The following is an 18,101-nucleotide window of genomic DNA, read 5'->3' as shown; positions in this document are numbered from 1 at the left end:
CTGGCTCTGGCTCTGGCTCTGGCTCTGGCTCTGGCTCTGGCTCTGGCTCTGGCTCTGGCTCTGGCTCTGGCTCTGGCTCTGGCATGGATTCAACAACATTCTCTAGCTCATCGCTACCTTCAATTTTCGGTTCAAAGTCAAAATCAGAGTCAATGTTCTCTGGAGATTCGACATCGTCGATCGCTTCTGCTAGCCAATCTTCAACCGTCTCTTCATCGTCTTCAGAAATATCATTCAAAGAAGGCGGAGCAACGTGGTTTTCAAGACTAGGCGCGGTGTCTTCACTACTGTCTTGTGCGGCTGACTCGCCTTGTTCAGTTCTGTGTTGACTAGGTTCTTCCTGCTTTAGCTCATCATAAACTGGTGCTTCGAGATCAGAGTTTTCAGATAGCAGTGAATCTATATCCAGTTCGTCATCTTCAACAGACGACACGCTCTCTTCTGGTAAGGTTTCAGTAGCATCCGGAAGAGACGTTTGTTCTGGCTCTGAAATATTATCAATGAGATCTTCAATTGGCTCTTCAACCGCTTCCTGTAAAGCACTGTCATCAGACGTCATCAACTCATCAACCAACGCTTCGTCAGTTGTTTCTAGTGCATCATCTAGCAATGCATCCGTTGCAGGCGCTACGCCAAACAAATCATCGATAAAGTCATCACTGTTAAACGCTTTTTCACTTTCAGCCGGAACATCAACATCGTTTTCAGCAATTTCCGAATCTAATGATTCATCGTTGGTTGAAGGTTGTTCAGGCTGCAGTGTTTCACTTGTATCGGTTGTTTGTGCTAACTCAGCTTCTGAGGACTCAAGTTCAGTTGGTTGATCGGTTATCTGTTCAGGCTCAACGTCTGAATCGGTAAGAAGGTCATCACTGGTTTTGTCTAAATCAAACGCGGTGTCCAACTCTTTATCAAACGTCAATTCTTCTGATTCAAGCTCGTCTTCAATACCACTGGTTAGTAAGTCATCAAACGGGTCTAAAGATTCAGTGACCGGCTTATCTGTTCCATCGGTTGAAAGATCGTCAGCTAATAATTCGCTATCAAGAAAATCATCAAGTAAATCTGTACTCTCAGCATCAAGCTCAAAGTCATCACCATCAGAATCACTGATCAATTCATCCAAGGTTTCTATACTGTCTTCTGCGATGTTTAGTTCATCATCGGTTGATAGACCAGAAAGCTCCTCCAGTTCAGATAAAGCATCAAAGCCCAAAGGTTCGCCAGAATCCTCATCTGATTCATCTTCTAGCATTTCGTCGAGCAGGTCAGTTGAGTTACTTAGATCAACATCATTTCTTGATAATTGTTCATCCAGTAGGTCAACACTGTCTGGTTCTTCTTCACTTTCTAATGGTTGATCAAACTGAGCCAGAATATTTTCAATATCATCATCAGACGCTAAACCGCTGTTAAGATCAGAAGCAATCTCATCATCGCTATCTAGGTCAAAAGGATCATTAGCTCCATTGTTCTGCGCTGCGACTTGAGCAAAGATGTCATCAATATCATCTTCTACACTAGGAACCGCAGGTTGTGAGGTCTGCTGTTCAGAAATCAAAGCATCGATATCAAATTCATCGTTGCTCACATCGGCTGGTTTAGCATCGCTCTGTTGCTCTGAAATAAGCGCATCAATGTCGAAGTCATCAGTTGCTGGCATGTTTGTGCTAGAAGCCGAATCATTTTGCTCTTCTGAAATCAACGCATCGATATCGAAACTGTCATCATCTTCATCATCATCAAGCGCAAACAGATCATCAAGTAGAGATTGGTCTAGCTCATTTGAGCCTAAATCTTCTGTTGCGGATTCTTGAGATAGTAACGCCTCAATGTCATCAGCAGACATTGTATTGTCATCCGAAAGGTCAAAATCACCATCATCCGAATCAAGTGCGCTTTCTGCCGTTTTATCAAGCGCACGTTCCATCTCTTCAAGGCCAAGTGCTTTTTCTTCAGCGTTGACACTGATGCCGTTACTGCTGTCTAAGTCCAGCTCGTCGAAGTTGGTATCTAAGTCACCGTTATCACCGATGCTGGCAAATGGGTCATCATCTTCACCGTCAAGGTTGAAGTCGAGATCAGACTCTTCTAAACCCGCAAATACATCGTCTTCTTCTGCAAGTGCTTGGTCATCAAACAACTTATTGGCGTCATCTTCAGTACCAAACAACTCATCATCTAGAGATAGATCGTTGTCAAAGTCATCCATTTCATCGCTAAGAGCGATAGGCGCTGCGCTGCTTGGCTCTGGCTGAATAGGTTGATCTTGAGAGGTTTGTTGCTGTTCATCATTTTTAGAACGACGACCTAACAACATCACAATAATCAAACCAAGTAAAAGACCCGGAATAATCGCAAGGGCCGCAACTAACCAACCATTAGATAACAGTTCGTCCATCGCACTCGGTGCCATTTTTTCGATTTCAGCGTTCTTTCTACGCTCTTCATCAAGTAGCTTTTCGACTTCGCTGCGAATGCGGTCTTCATCACTGAGTTCTGTTTTTAGTTCATCGACTTCCGATTGGACATTCGACAACATCAAACGAAGTTGGTGGTTTTTCTCTTCAAGTGACAACAACTCTGTTTCTGAAAGCTCTAACTGTTTCTCTAGCTTGTTCATCTCCTGGGTTGGAGCTGAGTTGGCTAGAGAGGACTGGGTTGGAGACAATGGCTTTTTAACGGTTTCTGCAGCGCTGACTTGTTTGGCTGGGGCAACATTGTTTGCGCTTTCAGGAATCGGCGCCTTTGGCTTCGAAGCTGCAGGCTTAGTCACAGGAGCGTCAAGCTTAGCAAGGTGCGAGTTCATGATGTTGATAGCTTGCTGCGTCGAGCTAGCACGTGTTTGCTCTAAAGAAGGAACACGTAAATTACTGGCAGGCAACAAGCCATGGATATTCTGATTTTCAAACGCTTGCGGGTTTAAGCGATAAATAGCCAACAAGGTTTGTTGAACTGAAACAGAGTTATCAGGGCGTAGCTTTGAGGCAATAGACCACAAAGTTTCTGAGCCACGAGTTGGACCATAGAAACGAGAAGGCTCAGCGCTATTCGACTGCGCTCTTTGAAGAGGTTCTGAAAACGTAGGCGCTGATTGTATCTGACCATTAGGCCCTACAACTCGAATGGAATCTGCACGAACAACGGAAATCTGAGTCGCAATGATAAAGGCAAAAGGCATTAACCACGGCTTGAAAATTTGAAACATAAAAGGCTCAGCTAGGTGCTTAAATTCGGAAAAGTGATGATCTATTAAATATATCGGATAAATGACGTAAAACTATAGAGATGAAAACAAAAAATGTGTTGCAGCAACAATATTCGCAGCAATTTCACACAATTTGACTAACAATATTTTCAATCGATTAAAAAAGCCTCACTAAAGAGTGAGGCTTGTTTATCAAAGCAATGAAGCTTAGAAGTAATCGCGAATCAGAACTTCAGCGATTTGTACTGCGTTTGTCGCCGCACCTTTACGAACGTTATCAGCAACCACCCACATGTTCACGCCGCTGTGGTGGCTGATGTCGTTACGAATACGACCAACCATAACGTGGTCTTTACCACCAGCATCACGAACCTGAGTTGGGAAGTCGAGCGCTTGGAATACTTCAACACCTTCTGTGTTCTCTAGAAGCTGAACCACTTGTTCTGCACCGATTGGCGCGCGAGTTTCAATGTGTAGAGATTCAGCGTGACCGTAGAATACAGGTACGCGAACACACGTTGGGTTCACTGTGATTGAAGAATCAGCAAAGATCTTTTGAGTTTCCCAAACCATCTTCATCTCTTCACGCGTGTAGCCGTTCTCAGTAAACTCATCGATTTGAGGAATACAGTTGAACGCGATCTGCTGTGAGAACGCTGAATTTTCAGCTGGCATGCCGTTAAGAAGCTTAGCCGTTTGACCTGCTAGCTCATCGATACCCGGCTTACCTGCACCAGACACAGATTGGTAAGTTGAAACGTTAATACGCTCAAGACCGACTTCATCGTGAATTGGTTTTAGTGCTACAACCATTTGGATAGTAGAACAGTTAGGGTTCGCAATGATGTTACGGTTACGGAACTCAGCAATCGCTTCAGGGTTCACTTCTGGCACAACCAGAGGAACATCGTATTCGTAACGAAAGCGTGATGTGTTATCGATAACAACCACACCTTCATCCGCAGCAATTGGAGCCCAACGCTCAGAAAGCTCGCTACCAGCAGAGAAAAACGCAATATGTACTTGAGACCAATCGAAGTCTTCTACGTTTTGTACTTGTATTGTTTTGCCGTTAAAACGGGAAGTTTTGCCTTCACTACGTTCACTTGCTAGTAAGTGCAGTTCACCGACAGGGAATTTACGCTCTTTAAGTACTTCAAGAATGGTTTCACCAACCGCACCAGTCGCACCTAAAATAGCAATATTAAATTCTTGGCTCATTGTTTCTCTCTTTTATAAAGTTGGCTTTACCATAAAACCGAGTTTAGATAACGGCGTTAAATTACAAGATTCGTCGCCCGTTAACTCGACTGCACTGTACTCTCTACGGTCCCAATATTCTTTACGCATCTTATCAAAAGAACCCGGCGTAGAGATATTGCGACGGAATAAGGCGTCGTCTTTGCGCACATCATAGATCAACTGAGTCAAATTGTGCAGTGTTGCTTCATCCCAAGCTCTATCTAATTTCATTTGAGGCACTGGGGCTATCGGCAGAAGATCGCTTGCATAAGCACGTTGTTCAGTACCTAAAAATTCACAATAACTGTTGAAGATCATCGTAGTACCGCGCGCTTTGCCCTCTAAACCGTAGCCCGCTATGTGAGGTGTTGCAAAAGCAAGTAGTGGAAGCAGCTCGAAATCGACTTCAGGTTCAAACTCAAATACATCCAGAACCGCAGTAAAACCGTCAGCTTTTTGCAGACGAGCTTTTAGCGCTTGGTTGTCGACAATCGGGCCACGCGCAGCATTAATTAGGATCTGATCAGCGCGGAAGTTATTCAGCACTTTTTCGTTAATCATGTGGTGCGTTGGAAATTCGCCCGTCTTGGTGATAGGTGTATGCAAAGTAATTACATCAGATTGTTCTAACAACGTTTCAAGGTCGGTGAACTCACGAGTATCACCCTCTTGCTGTTTTAGAGGGTCGTTCAGCAAGACTTTAATGCCAATACCTTCTAAGCACTTCGCTAAGTAGCTACCTACCTGACCACAACCGATAATACCGACCGTTTTGTCGAATACAGAGAAGCCTTGTTGCTGCGCAAGCACCATCATCGCGCTGAAGGCATACTCAGCAACACCCACCTTGTTACAGCCAGGCGCTGCAGTAAAGAAAATACCACGCTCTTTCATCAATTCTTGGTCGACGTGATCCATACCAGCTGTTGCAGTTCCAACAAACTTAAGCTTGTTCGCTTTGCTGATCAGCGCTTCATTGACCTTAGTCACCGAGCGAATCATCAGAGCATCTACGTCAACAAGATCGTCAGCGGTTAGCGTTCGACCGGACTTCATTGTCACTTCACCTAGCTGGCTAAAAAGCGCTTCAGCATAAGGCATATTTTCATCGATTAAGATTTTCATTGGGAAGGTACTTTCGTTGGGGTCTGTCGACCTTAAATGTGAATTGAAATGATTGTGCAAAATTCCACACTCGGTGTCGAGTCGCAATTGGAATACATTATAAATAAAGGGCTGAATCGCCTAGTCTGCACAAACAAGAACAGAAATAAGAACCAATACCTAAAATAAAAAAGTAAAAGTCAGAAGACTAAAACGAAAAATGCCCGATTGAATAAACAATCGGGCAAACATCCAGAACAAAAGGATCCTATCTCGCTCTCCAGGAGACAGAGTCTTGCGTCTGTTCAACCAGCACTAACCAAAGTCACTACTGGTCAAGCTCTGGAAACCTTTCAACTTCTAAATCTTGATTTAAAAAGCCATTTTCTAAAGCGAAGCTTACAAAGCTAAGGTTAAAAAACACGCTTAAAACCCTATTTATAAAAGCTATGTTCTGATGGTCATGATTACTGAGTGGCCTGTGCGTGTTGAATCTGCACTCACGTCACCCATTAACGATTAACCTTTTATTAATTTAACCTTGGCTTCAGTTAGCCTTGGTATTTTTTGACTACTAGCGTTGCGTTCGTACCACCGAAACCAAAGCTGTTAGACATAACCGTTGTTAGCTCTTGCTCACGAGCTTCCGTTACGATGTCTAGGCCTGCGCCTGCTTCGTCTAGGTTTGCAACGTTAATGCTTGGAGCGATAAAGCCGTTATCAAGCATTAGTGTTGAGTAAATTGCTTCGTGTACACCAGCTGCACCTAGAGCGTGACCTGTCATCGCTTTAGTTGCTGAGATTGCTGGGCTGTTGCCGCCAAATACTTCTTGGATTGCGCCAAGTTCTTTAACGTCACCAACAGGAGTTGAAGTACCGTGAGTGTTCACGTAGTCAACACCATCAACGTTTTGCATTGCCATCTTCATACAACGAACCGCGCCTTCACCAGAAGGAGCAACCATGTCGTAGCCATCTGAAGTTGCGCCGTAACCCACGATCTCGCCGTAGATTTTTGCGCCACGAGCAACTGCGTGCTCAAGCTCTTCGATTACTAGCATGCCGCCGCCACCAGAGATAACGAAACCGTCACGGTCTGCATCGTAGGTACGAGAAGCCAATTCTGGCGTGTCGTTATATTTAGTAGAAAGAGCGCCCATTGCGTCGAACATCATAGTCAGAGACCAATCCAGTTCTTCACCGCCACCAGCGAATACAACGTCTTGTTTACCCAGTTGGATAAGCTCCATTGCGTGACCAATACAGTGTGCAGATGTCGCACATGCAGAGCTCATAGAGTAGTTCACGCCACGGATTTTGAATGGTGTAGCAAGACAAGCCGAAACCGTCGAAGCCATTGTACGTGGAACCATGTATGGACCAACGCGCTTAACGCCTTTTTCACGGATGATGTCTACAGCGTTAACTTGGTTTAGAGATGAAGCACCACCTGAACCCGCAACGATACCTGTGCGGTCATTAGATACTTGATCTTCAGTTAAACCAGAGTCAGCAATTGCTTGCTCCATTGAAAGATATGCGAATGCCGCTGCATCACCCATAAAGCGCATTTTTTTGCGGTCGATATGGTCAGCAGGGTTCATTTTCAGGTTACCCCAAACTTGAGAGCGCAAGCCATTTTCCTTGAACTGCTCTGAAGCGGTAATACCTGATTTACCCTCTTTCAGTGATGCTAAAACTTCTTCGACGTTGTTACCGATACTTGAAACAATACCCATACCGGTGATTACGACTCGTTTCATGTGACATTCCTATAATTCTAAATTCAGCTAGATGATAACTAAGAAGCCTAACAAAAGTGGTCAGCTTTCCTAGAAATTCGTACAATCCCTACCAACATATCGCTTCAAATCACAAAATGATAGATTTTATGACTTCAATTACTAATGCAGAACTGGAATGGAATGAGTCTGGCACGCCAGTTTCAGACCAATTTGACGACGTTTACTTCTCTAATGTTAACGGTTTAGAAGAAACTCGCTACGTCTTTTTAAAACAAAACCACCTTCCAGAGCGTTGGCTTGAACATCAACAACGCCGTTTTGTGATTGCGGAAACCGGATTTGGTACCGGTTTGAACTTTCTCGCGGTCTGGCAATGGTTCGATACTTTTATTAAAGATAATCCACAAGCGATGACCAAAGAGTTACATTTCATCAGTTTTGAAAAATATCCTTTAAATAAAGAGGATCTCATCAAAGCACATCAATCGTGGCCAGAATTAGCCGAGTATGCGACGCAACTCCAAGAGCACTACCCTATCGCTCTGCCTGAATGTCACCGCATTGTGCTAGGCGACGGTACAATCACGCTTGATTTGTGGTTTGGCGATATTAAAGATTGTATGCCTAACGTACCAACCCCACGTGAAGGTTTGGTTGACGCTTGGTTCTTAGATGGCTTTGCGCCAAGTAAGAACCCAGAAATGTGGAATCAAAACCTATTCAACGGCATGGCTAAACTGGCAAAACAAGATTGCAGCTGTGCAACGTTTACCGCCGCTGGTTTTGTTCGCCGCGGTTTAATTGAAGCTGGCTTTGCGATGAAAAAAGTCAAAGGCTTTGGTACTAAGCGTGAAATGATTGCTGGCCGCCTTGACAAGAAGCACGCTCATACCAACATCAAACCTTGGTATGGCCTAGCTCAACACAGTGATTCACAAGATATCGCCATTATTGGCGGTGGCGTTGCCAGTGCTGCATTAGCCAAAACGCTAAGCCGCCGTGATAAAAACATCACCCTTTACTGTGAACACCCACAAGCAGCGGGCAATGCCTCAGGCAATAACCAAGGTGCGATTTATCCATTATTGAGCGAAGCGACCTCGAACGTGTCTCGCATTTTTGGCCCTGGGTTACTGTTTGCTCGTCAATTTATTAATCAAGCAGCTCAGTCTATTCAATTTGACCACAGCTGGTGTGGCGTAAATATTCTGATGTGGGATGAAGGTTCAACCAAAAAGCTCAATCGCATGTTGGAAGGCAACTTCCACACCGACCTAATTCAGCGTTTGTCGCCAGAACAAGCGAATGAAAAGATTGGCTTACCGGTTGATAAAGAGAGTGTTTACTTTCCATTGGGTGGGTGGCTAAGCCCTCTTCAGCTTACTCGAGGTTTGATTAGCAAGTTAGAAGAAACCAACCAAGTGAGTGCGCACTATCAACATCAAGTAACTCAACTTGAGTGGCTCGAAGTTGAACAACAATGGCAACTCACCATTAATACACCACAAGGTACGATTCAAACTAAACATGACCAAGTAGTCGTTGCGAACGGCCACAAGTTCACCCAGTTTGAGCAGACTCAACCCGTACCTCTTACTCCGGTTAAAGGCCAAGTAAGCCATATTCCGACCACGGAAAACTTAACCAAGCTAAAAACCGTGTTGTGCTTTGATGGTTACCTAACGCCGCAAAATCCAAATAACGGTCACCACTGTATTGGCGCGAACTACGACAAAACCAATATCGACCAAGAGTTTGATATTGAGGTTCAGAAACATAATGGTGAGCGCCTGAACGGATCGCTGCCAGACCAAGAGTGGACAAAAGATGTCGACACCAGTGACAACTTAGCGCGCCAAGGTATCCGAAGCGTAAGCCGAGATCACCTACCATTTGTCGGCAATGTGGGCAATTTCGAATCGATCAAAGAGCAATACCAAGGCCTGCACAACTTCAACCCTCAACAAGATTCGGTTGAGGATGTTCAAACGGTAACGAGCTTCCCTAACCTTTATTGCTTTATTGGACTAGGCTCACGCGGCTTAAGCTCTGCGCCATTATTAGCTGAAGTGTTAGCAGCACAAATGTGTGGCAATCCGCTGCCTTTGCCTGTTGATGTGCTTGAGGCTATTCACCCAAGCAGAATGTGGGTTCGTAGGTTGCGTAAAGGCAAAGCGTTAACGGCGGGATGGGTTGCAGACAAGCACTCTAAAACAAACCCGTAGCGTCTAGTTCAACAATTCTGAACATCTGATATTTCCGAATATTAGAAATATATAAAAGTAAAAGCTAATGAAGCCCGAGCAACATTATGTCACTCGGGCTTTTTGTTGTTCATATTGCTCTGAACTGATGTTCTAAACGAAGCAGTATTTACAGCTTAGCAACTGCCTCTTTAATCTGTTGTGCGATCTCTTCGTTGCTGATAGAGCCAGACTCAAAATCAAAGTTATCGTAGAAACTCGGTACTGAAAGCGACGCTTTAACGTTACCGCCAAAAAATGGTGCTGAACCTGTTGCCGCACCAAGCACAGTTTGCGCACCACCAGGACCAGGAGAAGTCGCTAAGTAAACCGCTGGCTTGTCACCAAATACTGAACGTTCAATGCGTGTCGCCCAATCAAAGAGATTTTTGTACGCTGCAGGATAGTGACCATTGTGTTCTGCAAACGAGATAACAAATACGTCAGCTTCTGCTAAATCACGCAAGAATGCCTGCGCACCTTCAGCTTGGCCAATTTCTTTCTCAGTATCTTCACTGAACATAGGAACGTTGTAATCGTTGATGTTTAGAACTTTTACTTCAGCACCTTCAATCAAGTTAGCTGCGTAAGTTGCTAATGCTTTGTTGATGGAGGTAGAGCTTGTGCTTGCACCAAATGCGATAACTTTCATGATGTGACCTTTCTGTAATTCCGTTAAGTGGGATTAGAATAACGTAGCCAGGAAATGGAACCATCACAAGAAATGAACGGACTCATTCAAAAATTTCGAATGAGTCTCAAACTATTCACGACTCAGCAAAATGAAAAGGGAGGGACTGAGCGGATAATGATAAATAGCTAGCGATCAAGCTTGATTCTGTAGCTCAACCCAAAGGTCATTGACGATAGTGCGGTCTGCTGGTGTTAGTTCAGAGCGTGCATCTTCTAAACTCTTTTCAATGCGTACTTTTACTTCAGCCACGTCTTCAATACCTTCTTCTTCACATGAAGCCACTGAAAGAGAAATATGACCACGTAAGTAACCACCAGCAAACAATTCATCGTCTGATGCGTTTTCAATGCGAGCATCAATTACTTCAAGTAGTTTTTCTTCAAATTCGATAATCATAATATTCTCTTATTTCACAATAAATTGACTAGCACATAACGGTTCAACATCGTAGAAGCTGCGTAATGCTTCAGAAAGCATTTTTACTCTAGGAGGGAGGCCAACTTCTAAGATACCCATGACTTCACTGTGTACTTTATTCATAAAGGCCAAGCGATCTGGCTCAAAATCGCCGTGTAGATTGTCACAGCTGACATTAAAAGGAAAGCCTGCGCTCGTCGCAATGATCCATTCATACGCTTGTGGGCGTATTTCGACTTTTTCAAACTCAGCTTGAACTGACTCAGTTCGGCCATCAGGTTCATACCAATAGCCAAAGTCTTCCAATAAACGACGCTCAGGACCAGCGACACACCAATGTGCTATTTCATGTAACGCAGAGGCATAGAAGCCGCGAGCGAAAACAATTCGATGATGTGGAGTGTCGTCGTCGGCAGGTAAATAGATCGGCTCATCAGCGCCGAGCTCCAATTTGGTGTTAAAGCTTTCAAAGAAAGTCTGATTAAAAATGTCGATAATGTCTGAGTATTGGTGCGTCATAAATTCATATTTAAGTAAAAAGAACAGGGGCATTTTGCGTTTTTTTAAGCACTCGGTAAAGCCCTATAACGAGTAATGATTTTGTGCTAACCATTAGACTTTATCGTGACAATCGATTGCTGATCCAAGATTACACCACTTTGAGGTAAATAATTAGTTTAGCTAATCCGAAATGCCTATTCACGGTACAAATATTCATTCGTCAATCAGCGTTTTTACTACTACACTCGCGCTTCATTTTTATATCCTCAAGGCCTTATAAAACTCCAATTTATAGACCTAAATTATAGAGCTACAGCAATGCTACTAAGTGTTTTGTATATCATTGGCATCACGGCAGAAGCCATGACCGGCGCTCTCAGTGCTGGCAAACAAAAAATGGATTGGTTTGGTGTAATGTTGGTTGCAAGTGCAACGGCAATTGGCGGCGGTACAGTACGAGATATCTTACTCGGCCATTACCCTTTAGGTTGGGTTGAAAACCCACAATATCTGGCGATCACCTGTATCGCAGGTGTTATCACAACAGGACTGGCTAAATGGGTAATCAAGTTAAAAGGCTTGTTCATTCGTTTAGATGCTCTAGGTCTTATCGTGTTCAGCATCATTGGCACGAAGGTCGCGATGACCATGGGTCTGCACCCAATGATCTGTATGGTGTCTGCCTTGGTAACTGGCGTGTTTGGTGGTTTGTTGCGTGACCTTATCTGCCGTCAAACACCATTGGTTCTGCATGAAGAGCTATATGCATCTGTCGCACTTGTCGCTTCAGGTTTATACCTAGGTTTGCTTGAGCTTGGCATTAACGACGTAACCGCAACGATTGTTACGCTTGTGGTTGGTTACTTGCTGCGTATGGCGGCCGTACGATTCAAGTGGCGCTTACCTTCGTTTCAGCTTGACCCTGAAAGCTCGGTACACTAGCGCTTGCTAGTACTAAAATACGAAACGCTGCGCGTCATGCACTAAAATATAAAAAAAGGGGCAGCCTCATAATGAGACAGCCCCTTTTAGTATCTATAATTTCAATATTGAAAGAATAGATGCAAAATTAGATTTTTGGCGTTTCAGTTGTCACACCAAAGTTTTGACCGCGATGGCGTAGCAAGTGATCAAGCAGAACGATAGCCAGCATCGCTTCAGCAATAGGCACCGCACGGATACCCACACATGGATCGTGGCGACCTTTAGTGATTAACTGCGTTGCTTCACCGTCTTTAGTGATCGTGTCACCAGGAACGGTAATGCTTGATGTTGGTTTAAGCGCAATGCTTGCCACAATATCTTGACCAGTAGAAATGCCGCCTAAGATACCGCCAGCATGGTTGCTGCTGAAGCCTTCTGGAGTTAATGGATCACGGTGTTCACTACCACGTTGATTAACGACATCAAAGCCATCACCAATCTCAACACCTTTCACCGCATTAATGCTCATTAGAGCGTGAGCAATGTCAGCATCTAAACGATCAAATATTGGCTCACCAAGGCCTACAGGCACTTTAGTCGCAACCACTTGAATCTTCGCACCGATCGAGTTGCCTTCTTTTAGCAGGTCACGAATCAGTTGGTCAAACTCAGGAACTTTGTCGGCATCTGGGCAGAAAAACGCGTTGTTTTCGATCTCATTCCAATCCACTTTATCAATTGAGATATCACCCATTTGAGAGAGGTAAGCTTGGATTTCAATACCAAATTCTTGTTTCAGGTATTTCTTCGCAATTGCACCTGCCGCAACACGCATTGCAGTTTCACGAGCAGAAGAGCGACCGCCGCCACGGTAATCACGCACACCGTACTTTTGATGGTAGGTATAGTCAGCATGACCAGGACGGAATTTGTCTTTAATTTCGGAATAGTCTTTAGAGCGTTGGTCTGTATTTTCAATCAATAGACCAATAGAAGTGCCCGTAGTTTGGCCTTCAAATACACCTGATAAGATTTTCACTTCATCCGCTTCACGGCGAGCCGTTGTATAACGAGAAGTACCAGGGCGACGACGGTCCAAATCTCTTTGAAGGTCTGCTTCGGTAATTTCTAATCCTGGTGGGCACCCATCTACGATACATCCTAGTGCGATACCGTGACTTTCTCCGAACGTAGTCACGCGGAAATGTTGTCCGATACTGTTTCCTGCCATTACTTCCTCTAAATCAGCTATTGGCAGAAGGTTTGATTCTTAAACCGACTGGCTAATAGCTTTACTTGTCTATTCTTCGTGAATTCATAGTGGCTTTATTACCAAATGATGTAAACCCAAAAAACGAACAATTTTAACTTTATCTTACATAAGCCGAATGAAACGAATAACAGAAGAAAATGAGTAGCGCTTGAAAAGAAGTGTTTTATGATGTGTAAAATGCAAAAAACCCGACAACTCGGAGAGTTATCGGGTTTCTTTAAATAATGGCACGCCCTGAAGGATTCGAACCTTCGACCACCTCCTTAGAAGGGAGGTGCTCTATCCAGCTGAGCTAAGGGCGCGCTACAGGAACGAATTATACGAATTCGAATCAGTAAAGCAACGGCTTTATGTAACATTCTGATCTAAGTGAGTAAAAAAAGGGCAACAAACATATAAGTGTTGAAAATTAAACCAAAGCAATCGTTTGCTTGATGGTAATCAAAAAGATTTTCTGGAATAATGCGCCAAAAACATCAGCCACTAACTTGAATATCAATACTAAGGAAATTCATGACTGCTCAAAATATTGATGGAAAGCTAATTTCTCAAACGGTTCGCTCTGAAGTAGCGGCACGTGTAAAGGCTCGTACAGAAGCTGGACTACGCGCTCCGGGCCTAGCGGTTGTTTTAGTGGGTGAAGACCCAGCTTCTCAGGTTTACGTAGGAAGTAAGCGTAAAGCGTGTGAAGAAGTTGGCTTCGTTTCTAAATCTTACGATTTGCCAGCCACAGCGACAGAAAATGAACTACTAACATTGGTAGACCAACTGAACGAAGATCCGGAAATTGACGGTATTCTAGTTCAACTACCTTTGCCTGCTGGTATTGATACTACTCACGTTCTTGAGCGCATCACACCAGAAAAAGACGTTGATGGCTTCCACCCATACAACGTAGGTCGTTTGGCTCAACGTATGCCTAAGTTACGCTCTTGTACGCCTAAAGGCATCATAACGCTGCTTGACCGTTACAACATCGACTTACGTGGAAAACACGCGGTTGTGGTTGGCGCATCAAACATCGTAGGTCGCCCAATGACTCTAGAGCTTCTTCTAGCAGGTTGCACGACAACAACATGTCACCGCTTCACCAAAGACCTTGAAGGTCATGTACGTCAAGCCGATGTTGTGGTGGTTGCCGTTGGTAAGCCTAACTTCATTCCTGGTGCTTGGATTAAGAAAGGTGCTGTTGTGGTCGATGTTGGTATCAACCGTTTGGAATCTGGCAAGCTCGTTGGCGACGTTGAATACGATGTGGCTAAAGAGAGTGCAAGCTTCATCACACCAGTACCGGGTGGTGTAGGTCCAATGACAGTAGCGAGCCTAATCGAGAATACAATGATCGCTTGTGAACAATTTCACTCAAAGTAACTCGCAGCGACAGTATGAATAAAATGAAAAAGCCGCAACGTGAAGAACGTTGCGGCTTTTTCTATGCTTTTCACTTTTGATACTAAGCTACTCACTTTTAATATAGAGCGACTCGCTACTTATCTGGAATATCGGTTTTTTCTGTCTGTTCAGAAGGTGGTAGTAAGCTAACGATCTCACAATCGGTGGATGCTAGTTTTTCCAAGTCAGAACCTTGTGTCACTAAGCGGAAATCACCGTCGGTAATCACCCCAAGAGGAATCGCTTTAGGGTACAGAGCCTTAAACTCGTTGAGATCAAATGCTTCTGTTAAGCCTGTGCTCTTAATTTGGCTGCCTTGAGCCATTAGTGAATTCAATTTGGAATACGTCACGCCTTCAGAAAACAGACTTCTATTTCCATCGCGGTTCACTTGATGCCTTTCATGTTTATTCTCTGAGGATTCAAGCTCAAACACTTTATTCTCTCCAAACTCGTCTTGATAGTGCATGCTAACTAACGGGTTGGTTTGACGATACGGCGATACAATCATCGCACGCCCTATTCCATCCAAATCAAGATTATTTTCAGCGTGGCTCGAAGCTGGATTACCAAAATAGACATTCAAGTTATCCATGCGCGCCAAGCGAATGCTTTCCCAGTTGGTATCGGCAAGCACACTGTTAATGTTATGTGTCGCCAGTACTTTGGCAAACTGCCGTGCAAAGTGAGTCGCACCAAAGAATACAACCCCTTGTGCCTTCTCCTGGGTCACACCTAACTTCCTTGCCCACCAACTGGCAGTGAGACTCTGAATCACAACCGTACCGATGATGACCAAAAACACCATTGGCACCAACAGGTCTGCGCCTTCGATTAATTGCTTTTCTTGAAGCTTGATTGCAAACAGAGAAGAAACTGCGGCAGCGACGATCCCGCGAGGCGCTATCCAACTCAAAAACCATTTATCTGCCGAGCTGAGATCCGTGCCGATCCCGCTGATCCACACACTCAGAGGACGAGCCACCAGCATAACGACCGCTAATAAGCCAATACCCCCCCAACCTATCGAGAGGAAAGTCCCTGAATCAAGTCGACTCGCCAGTAAGATAAACAGTGCTGAGATAAGTAACACAGTTAAGGTTTCTTTGAACTCAATAATATCTTCAAGATCCAACCCTTTCACGTTAGCAAGCCAGATACCCATGATGGTCACGGTTAATAGACCAGACTCTTCACTCAGGTCATTAGAAAAAGAGAACGCCGCCAACATCAACGTCAGGACAGCCACGTTACGTAGATAATGCGGAAACCAGTGCCCTTGTAACATCTTAGCAATCAGGTGACCGCCAATACTGCCTAACCCCAAACCAATCGCTAGAGTCAGCCCCAAAGCTGAAAGTACATGCCCAGTAGGATCGGCAGAAGAGACAATGTATTCATAAACAAGAACAGCAAATAGAGCGCCGATAGGATCAATAATAATCCCCTCCCATCGCAAGATATTGCCTAAAGAGGATTTGGGCTGAATACTACGTAGCATAGGTACAATTACCGTCGGGCCAGTGACAACCACCAATGCCCCAAACAGTGCCGCTAACGGCCAACTGAAATCGACAAAATAATAAGCCCCCATCACGATGCACGCCCATGTAATCAACATGCCGAAACTCACTAAGTGAGTCACCATCCGGCCATGACCTCTGATTTCTTTGAAATTCAGAGTTAATGCACCTTCAAACAGAATGATAGCAACACCTAACGAAATCAGCGGAAATAGAACATCACCGAAAATAACATCGGGATTAAGGATAGTTAAACCGGGACCTAGCAACAGGCCAACGATAAGAAGAGGGAGAATCGCGGGAAGACGCAAACGCCAGCCAAGTAGCTGACAAGCTAAAGACAAAAGTCCAATTAACGCCAAAGAAGAAGTAATCGACAAATCCATTTGTGCCCCTAAAAATTTGTACCACACCCTGTGATACAAACCTATTTGCTGAAACAAGAAAGCCTACGTGATTAAACTATAGGCTCTCTTTTTCGTGCTAACCGAATATTATTGCGATTAATCAGTCACTTTACTATAGGGGAAATAAAGTGACTGACTCATCCATTCGGTACTTATCATCTAGCTACAGAGAAAGTACCACACCAGCAATCGCTGCACTCATTAAGTTAGCAAGCACACCCGCACAAATCGCTTTAAAACCGTATTGTGAGATGAAAGAACGACGCTCTGGAACTAAACTGCCCAAACCACCGATCAGAATCGCCATGGTAGAAATGTTAGCAAAACCACATAAAGCAAAAGTCACGATCGCTTGTGAGTGTTCGCTCAATGCATCTTTTACGTCCATTAGCTGAATGAAAGCCACGAACTCGTTCACGACAATCTTGTTACCGATCAGTGAACCTGCAACCACAGCCTCTGACCATGGCACACCAATCAGCCATGCAACAGGAGCGAACACATAACCTAGGATAAGTTCGAAGCTTAGATTTACGCCAAACCAGTCACCAGCTATGCCCAGTAAGCCATTTAGCATTGCTATCACACTGATAAAGGCAAGTAGTGTTGCGCCCACTGCAACAGCAATGCGAAGTCCAGACATAGCCCCATCTGCCATTGCCTCAACGACGTTTGTTGCTCGTGGAATTTCAACGTCAGACTCAATATTTTCTTGAGCCTCATCTGCGTTACCTGGTACCAAAATCTTGGCCATCAATAGACCAGCAGGCGCTGACATAAATGCCGCAGCGATCAGGTAGTTCAAATCAACACCAAGCGATGCATAGCCAACTAACGTGCCACCAGCCACTGAAGCCAAACCACATACCATCACCGCAAACAGCTGTGAGTCTGTCATGTGTTTTAGATAAGGTTTAACCACCAATGGCGCTTCGATCATGCCAACAAAGATGTTTGCCGTCGCAGACAGTGACTCCGCGCGGCCTGTACCTAGGAACTTTTGCAAAGCGCCGCCGATGAGGTTGATCACCTTTGGCATAAAGCCGATGTGGTACAAACCTGAAATCAATGCAGAGAAAAAGATAATGATGCCCAAAACATTAATCGCAAAAACGAATCCATTATTGGTAAGGCCACCAAAAAGGAAGTTTATCCCTTCTTGACCGTAATTGATTAAGCTAGACACCGCGCCTGTGGCTGCATTCAATACTTCTTTGCCCATTGGAACATACAGTACCAATAGCGCGAATGTAACTTGCAGTAAGAAAGCTAGAGAAACCGTTCTCAGCGGGATATTTTTTCTGTCCGTAGATAGTAACCAAGCGGCAACTAAAATAGTGATAATTCCAAGTAGGGAAGCCATGTGCGTCAACCTAAAAGTTGTAGGTAGGAAAGGCGACGCATTGTATAGAGGAAATCGTTTGCGGC

General features: G+C 44.4%; 13 protein-coding genes, 1 tRNA gene and 1 pseudogene. 4 read left to right on the top strand and 11 right to left on the bottom strand.

Annotated features, from left to right (window positions below; translation table 11 throughout):
* From IQO02_RS22150 to IQO02_RS10310, 3 genes are all read right to left on the bottom strand, one after another.
* Positions 1-3,208, bottom strand: a 3,208-nt coding sequence (locus tag IQO02_RS22150) for a FimV/HubP family polar landmark protein (protein ID WP_322626532.1), incomplete at its 3' end; no start/stop codon positions are given.
* A gap of 207 nt (positions 3,209-3,415) precedes the next feature.
* Positions 3,416-4,429 (bottom strand): aspartate-semialdehyde dehydrogenase, encoded by a 1,014-nt coding sequence (locus tag IQO02_RS10315; protein WP_010436890.1) that lies wholly within the window; start codon positions 4,427-4,429, stop codon positions 3,416-3,418.
* A 12-nt stretch (positions 4,430-4,441) separates the two neighbouring features.
* Positions 4,442-5,575 (bottom strand): 4-phosphoerythronate dehydrogenase, encoded by a 1,134-nt coding sequence (locus IQO02_RS10310; RefSeq protein WP_193838532.1) that lies wholly within the window; start codon positions 5,573-5,575, stop codon positions 4,442-4,444.
* Positions 5,576-5,623: 48 nt separating this feature from the next.
* On the opposite strand from IQO02_RS10310, the pseudogene IQO02_RS22145 reads away from it, so the two are divergent.
* Positions 5,624-5,965 (top strand): annotated as a pseudogene (locus IQO02_RS22145) (hypothetical protein).
* Between the two features lie 140 nt (positions 5,966-6,105).
* On the opposite strand, the gene fabB reads toward IQO02_RS22145, so the two are convergent.
* Positions 6,106-7,317: a beta-ketoacyl-ACP synthase I gene (gene fabB, locus IQO02_RS10305; protein ID WP_193838531.1), complete on the bottom strand. Its 1,212-nt coding sequence runs from the start codon at positions 7,315-7,317 to the stop codon at positions 6,106-6,108.
* 128 nt (positions 7,318-7,445) lie between these two features.
* Here fabB and mnmC point away from each other — a divergent pair, with 128 nt between their 5' ends.
* Entirely contained in the window at positions 7,446-9,524 is a 2,079-nt protein-coding gene (mnmC, locus tag IQO02_RS10300) for a bifunctional tRNA (5-methylaminomethyl-2-thiouridine)(34)-methyltransferase MnmD/FAD-dependent 5-carboxymethylaminomethyl-2-thiouridine(34) oxidoreductase MnmC (RefSeq protein WP_016783793.1), read from the top strand.
* Positions 9,525-9,672: 148 nt separating this feature from the next.
* Here the strand turns inward: mnmC and IQO02_RS10295 are convergent, their stop codons facing one another.
* From IQO02_RS10295 to IQO02_RS10285, 3 genes are all read right to left on the bottom strand, one after another.
* Complete coding sequence (locus tag IQO02_RS10295; protein WP_010436877.1) at positions 9,673-10,194, bottom strand: NADPH-dependent FMN reductase; 522 nt, start codon at positions 10,192-10,194, stop codon at positions 9,673-9,675.
* A gap of 174 nt (positions 10,195-10,368) precedes the next feature.
* Positions 10,369-10,632 (bottom strand): YfcL family protein, encoded by a 264-nt coding sequence (locus tag IQO02_RS10290; protein WP_010436875.1) that lies wholly within the window; start codon positions 10,630-10,632, stop codon positions 10,369-10,371.
* A gap of 9 nt (positions 10,633-10,641) precedes the next feature.
* Entirely contained in the window at positions 10,642-11,172 is a 531-nt protein-coding gene (locus IQO02_RS10285; protein WP_010436873.1) for an elongation factor P hydroxylase, read from the bottom strand.
* A 300-nt stretch (positions 11,173-11,472) separates the two neighbouring features.
* Between IQO02_RS10285 and IQO02_RS10280 the strand changes: the two genes are divergently transcribed.
* Complete coding sequence (locus IQO02_RS10280) at positions 11,473-12,096, top strand: trimeric intracellular cation channel family protein (protein WP_004734183.1); 624 nt, start codon at positions 11,473-11,475, stop codon at positions 12,094-12,096.
* A gap of 127 nt (positions 12,097-12,223) precedes the next feature.
* Here the strand turns inward: IQO02_RS10280 and aroC are convergent, their stop codons facing one another.
* Positions 12,224-13,309, bottom strand: a complete 1,086-nt coding sequence (gene aroC / locus IQO02_RS10275) for a chorismate synthase (protein WP_010436870.1) — start codon at positions 13,307-13,309, stop codon at positions 12,224-12,226.
* A gap of 267 nt (positions 13,310-13,576) precedes the next feature.
* Positions 13,577-13,653: transfer RNA gene (locus IQO02_RS10270), tRNA-Arg, on the bottom strand.
* A gap of 211 nt (positions 13,654-13,864) precedes the next feature.
* Here IQO02_RS10270 and folD point away from each other — a divergent pair.
* Complete coding sequence (gene folD, locus IQO02_RS10265; protein WP_010436868.1) at positions 13,865-14,722, top strand: bifunctional methylenetetrahydrofolate dehydrogenase/methenyltetrahydrofolate cyclohydrolase FolD; 858 nt, start codon at positions 13,865-13,867, stop codon at positions 14,720-14,722.
* A 115-nt stretch (positions 14,723-14,837) separates the two neighbouring features.
* Here folD and IQO02_RS10260 read toward each other — a convergent pair whose 3' ends face one another.
* Positions 14,838-16,652 carry a cation:proton antiporter gene (locus IQO02_RS10260; RefSeq protein ID WP_016783792.1) on the bottom strand — a complete coding sequence of 605 codons (1,815 nt, stop codon included), beginning with the start codon at positions 16,650-16,652 and terminating at the stop codon, positions 14,838-14,840.
* A 184-nt stretch (positions 16,653-16,836) separates the two neighbouring features.
* A complete protein-coding gene (locus tag IQO02_RS10255) occupies positions 16,837-18,036 on the bottom strand; it encodes a NupC/NupG family nucleoside CNT transporter (RefSeq protein WP_016783791.1) in 1,200 nt (399 codons plus the stop codon).
* Between the last annotated feature and the right edge of the window lie 65 nt (positions 18,037-18,101).

It is taken from the genome of Vibrio sp. OPT24, from assembly GCF_015163545.1.
In the GTDB taxonomy this organism is placed as follows: Bacteria; Pseudomonadota; Gammaproteobacteria; order Enterobacterales; family Vibrionaceae; genus Vibrio; species Vibrio cyclitrophicus.
The sequence above is the reverse complement of the archived record's forward strand: the minus strand, read 5'-3'. Positions and strand labels throughout refer to the sequence as shown.

Coding starts and splice junctions, on each gene's coding strand:
- IQO02_RS10260 (WP_016783792.1), bottom strand. CDS start 16,652: ATGGATTTGTCGATTACTTCTTCTTTGGCGTTAATTGGACTTTTGTCT.
- folD (WP_010436868.1), top strand. CDS start 13,865: ATGACTGCTCAAAATATTGATGGAAAGCTAATTTCTCAAACGGTTCGC.
- IQO02_RS10285 (WP_010436873.1), bottom strand. CDS start 11,172: ATGACGCACCAATACTCAGACATTATCGACATTTTTAATCAGACTTTC.
- IQO02_RS10315 (WP_010436890.1), bottom strand. CDS start 4,429: ATGAGCCAAGAATTTAATATTGCTATTTTAGGTGCGACTGGTGCGGTT.
- IQO02_RS10280 (WP_004734183.1), top strand. CDS start 11,473: ATGCTACTAAGTGTTTTGTATATCATTGGCATCACGGCAGAAGCCATG.
- fabB (WP_193838531.1), bottom strand. CDS start 7,317: ATGAAACGAGTCGTAATCACCGGTATGGGTATTGTTTCAAGTATCGGT.
- IQO02_RS10255 (WP_016783791.1), bottom strand. CDS start 18,036: ATGGCTTCCCTACTTGGAATTATCACTATTTTAGTTGCCGCTTGGTTA.
- aroC (WP_010436870.1), bottom strand. CDS start 13,309: ATGGCAGGAAACAGTATCGGACAACATTTCCGCGTGACTACGTTCGGA.
- IQO02_RS10310 (WP_193838532.1), bottom strand. CDS start 5,575: ATGAAAATCTTAATCGATGAAAATATGCCTTATGCTGAAGCGCTTTTT.
- IQO02_RS10290 (WP_010436875.1), bottom strand. CDS start 10,632: ATGATTATCGAATTTGAAGAAAAACTACTTGAAGTAATTGATGCTCGC.
- IQO02_RS10295 (WP_010436877.1), bottom strand. CDS start 10,194: ATGAAAGTTATCGCATTTGGTGCAAGCACAAGCTCTACCTCCATCAAC.
- mnmC (WP_016783793.1), top strand. CDS start 7,446: ATGACTTCAATTACTAATGCAGAACTGGAATGGAATGAGTCTGGCACG.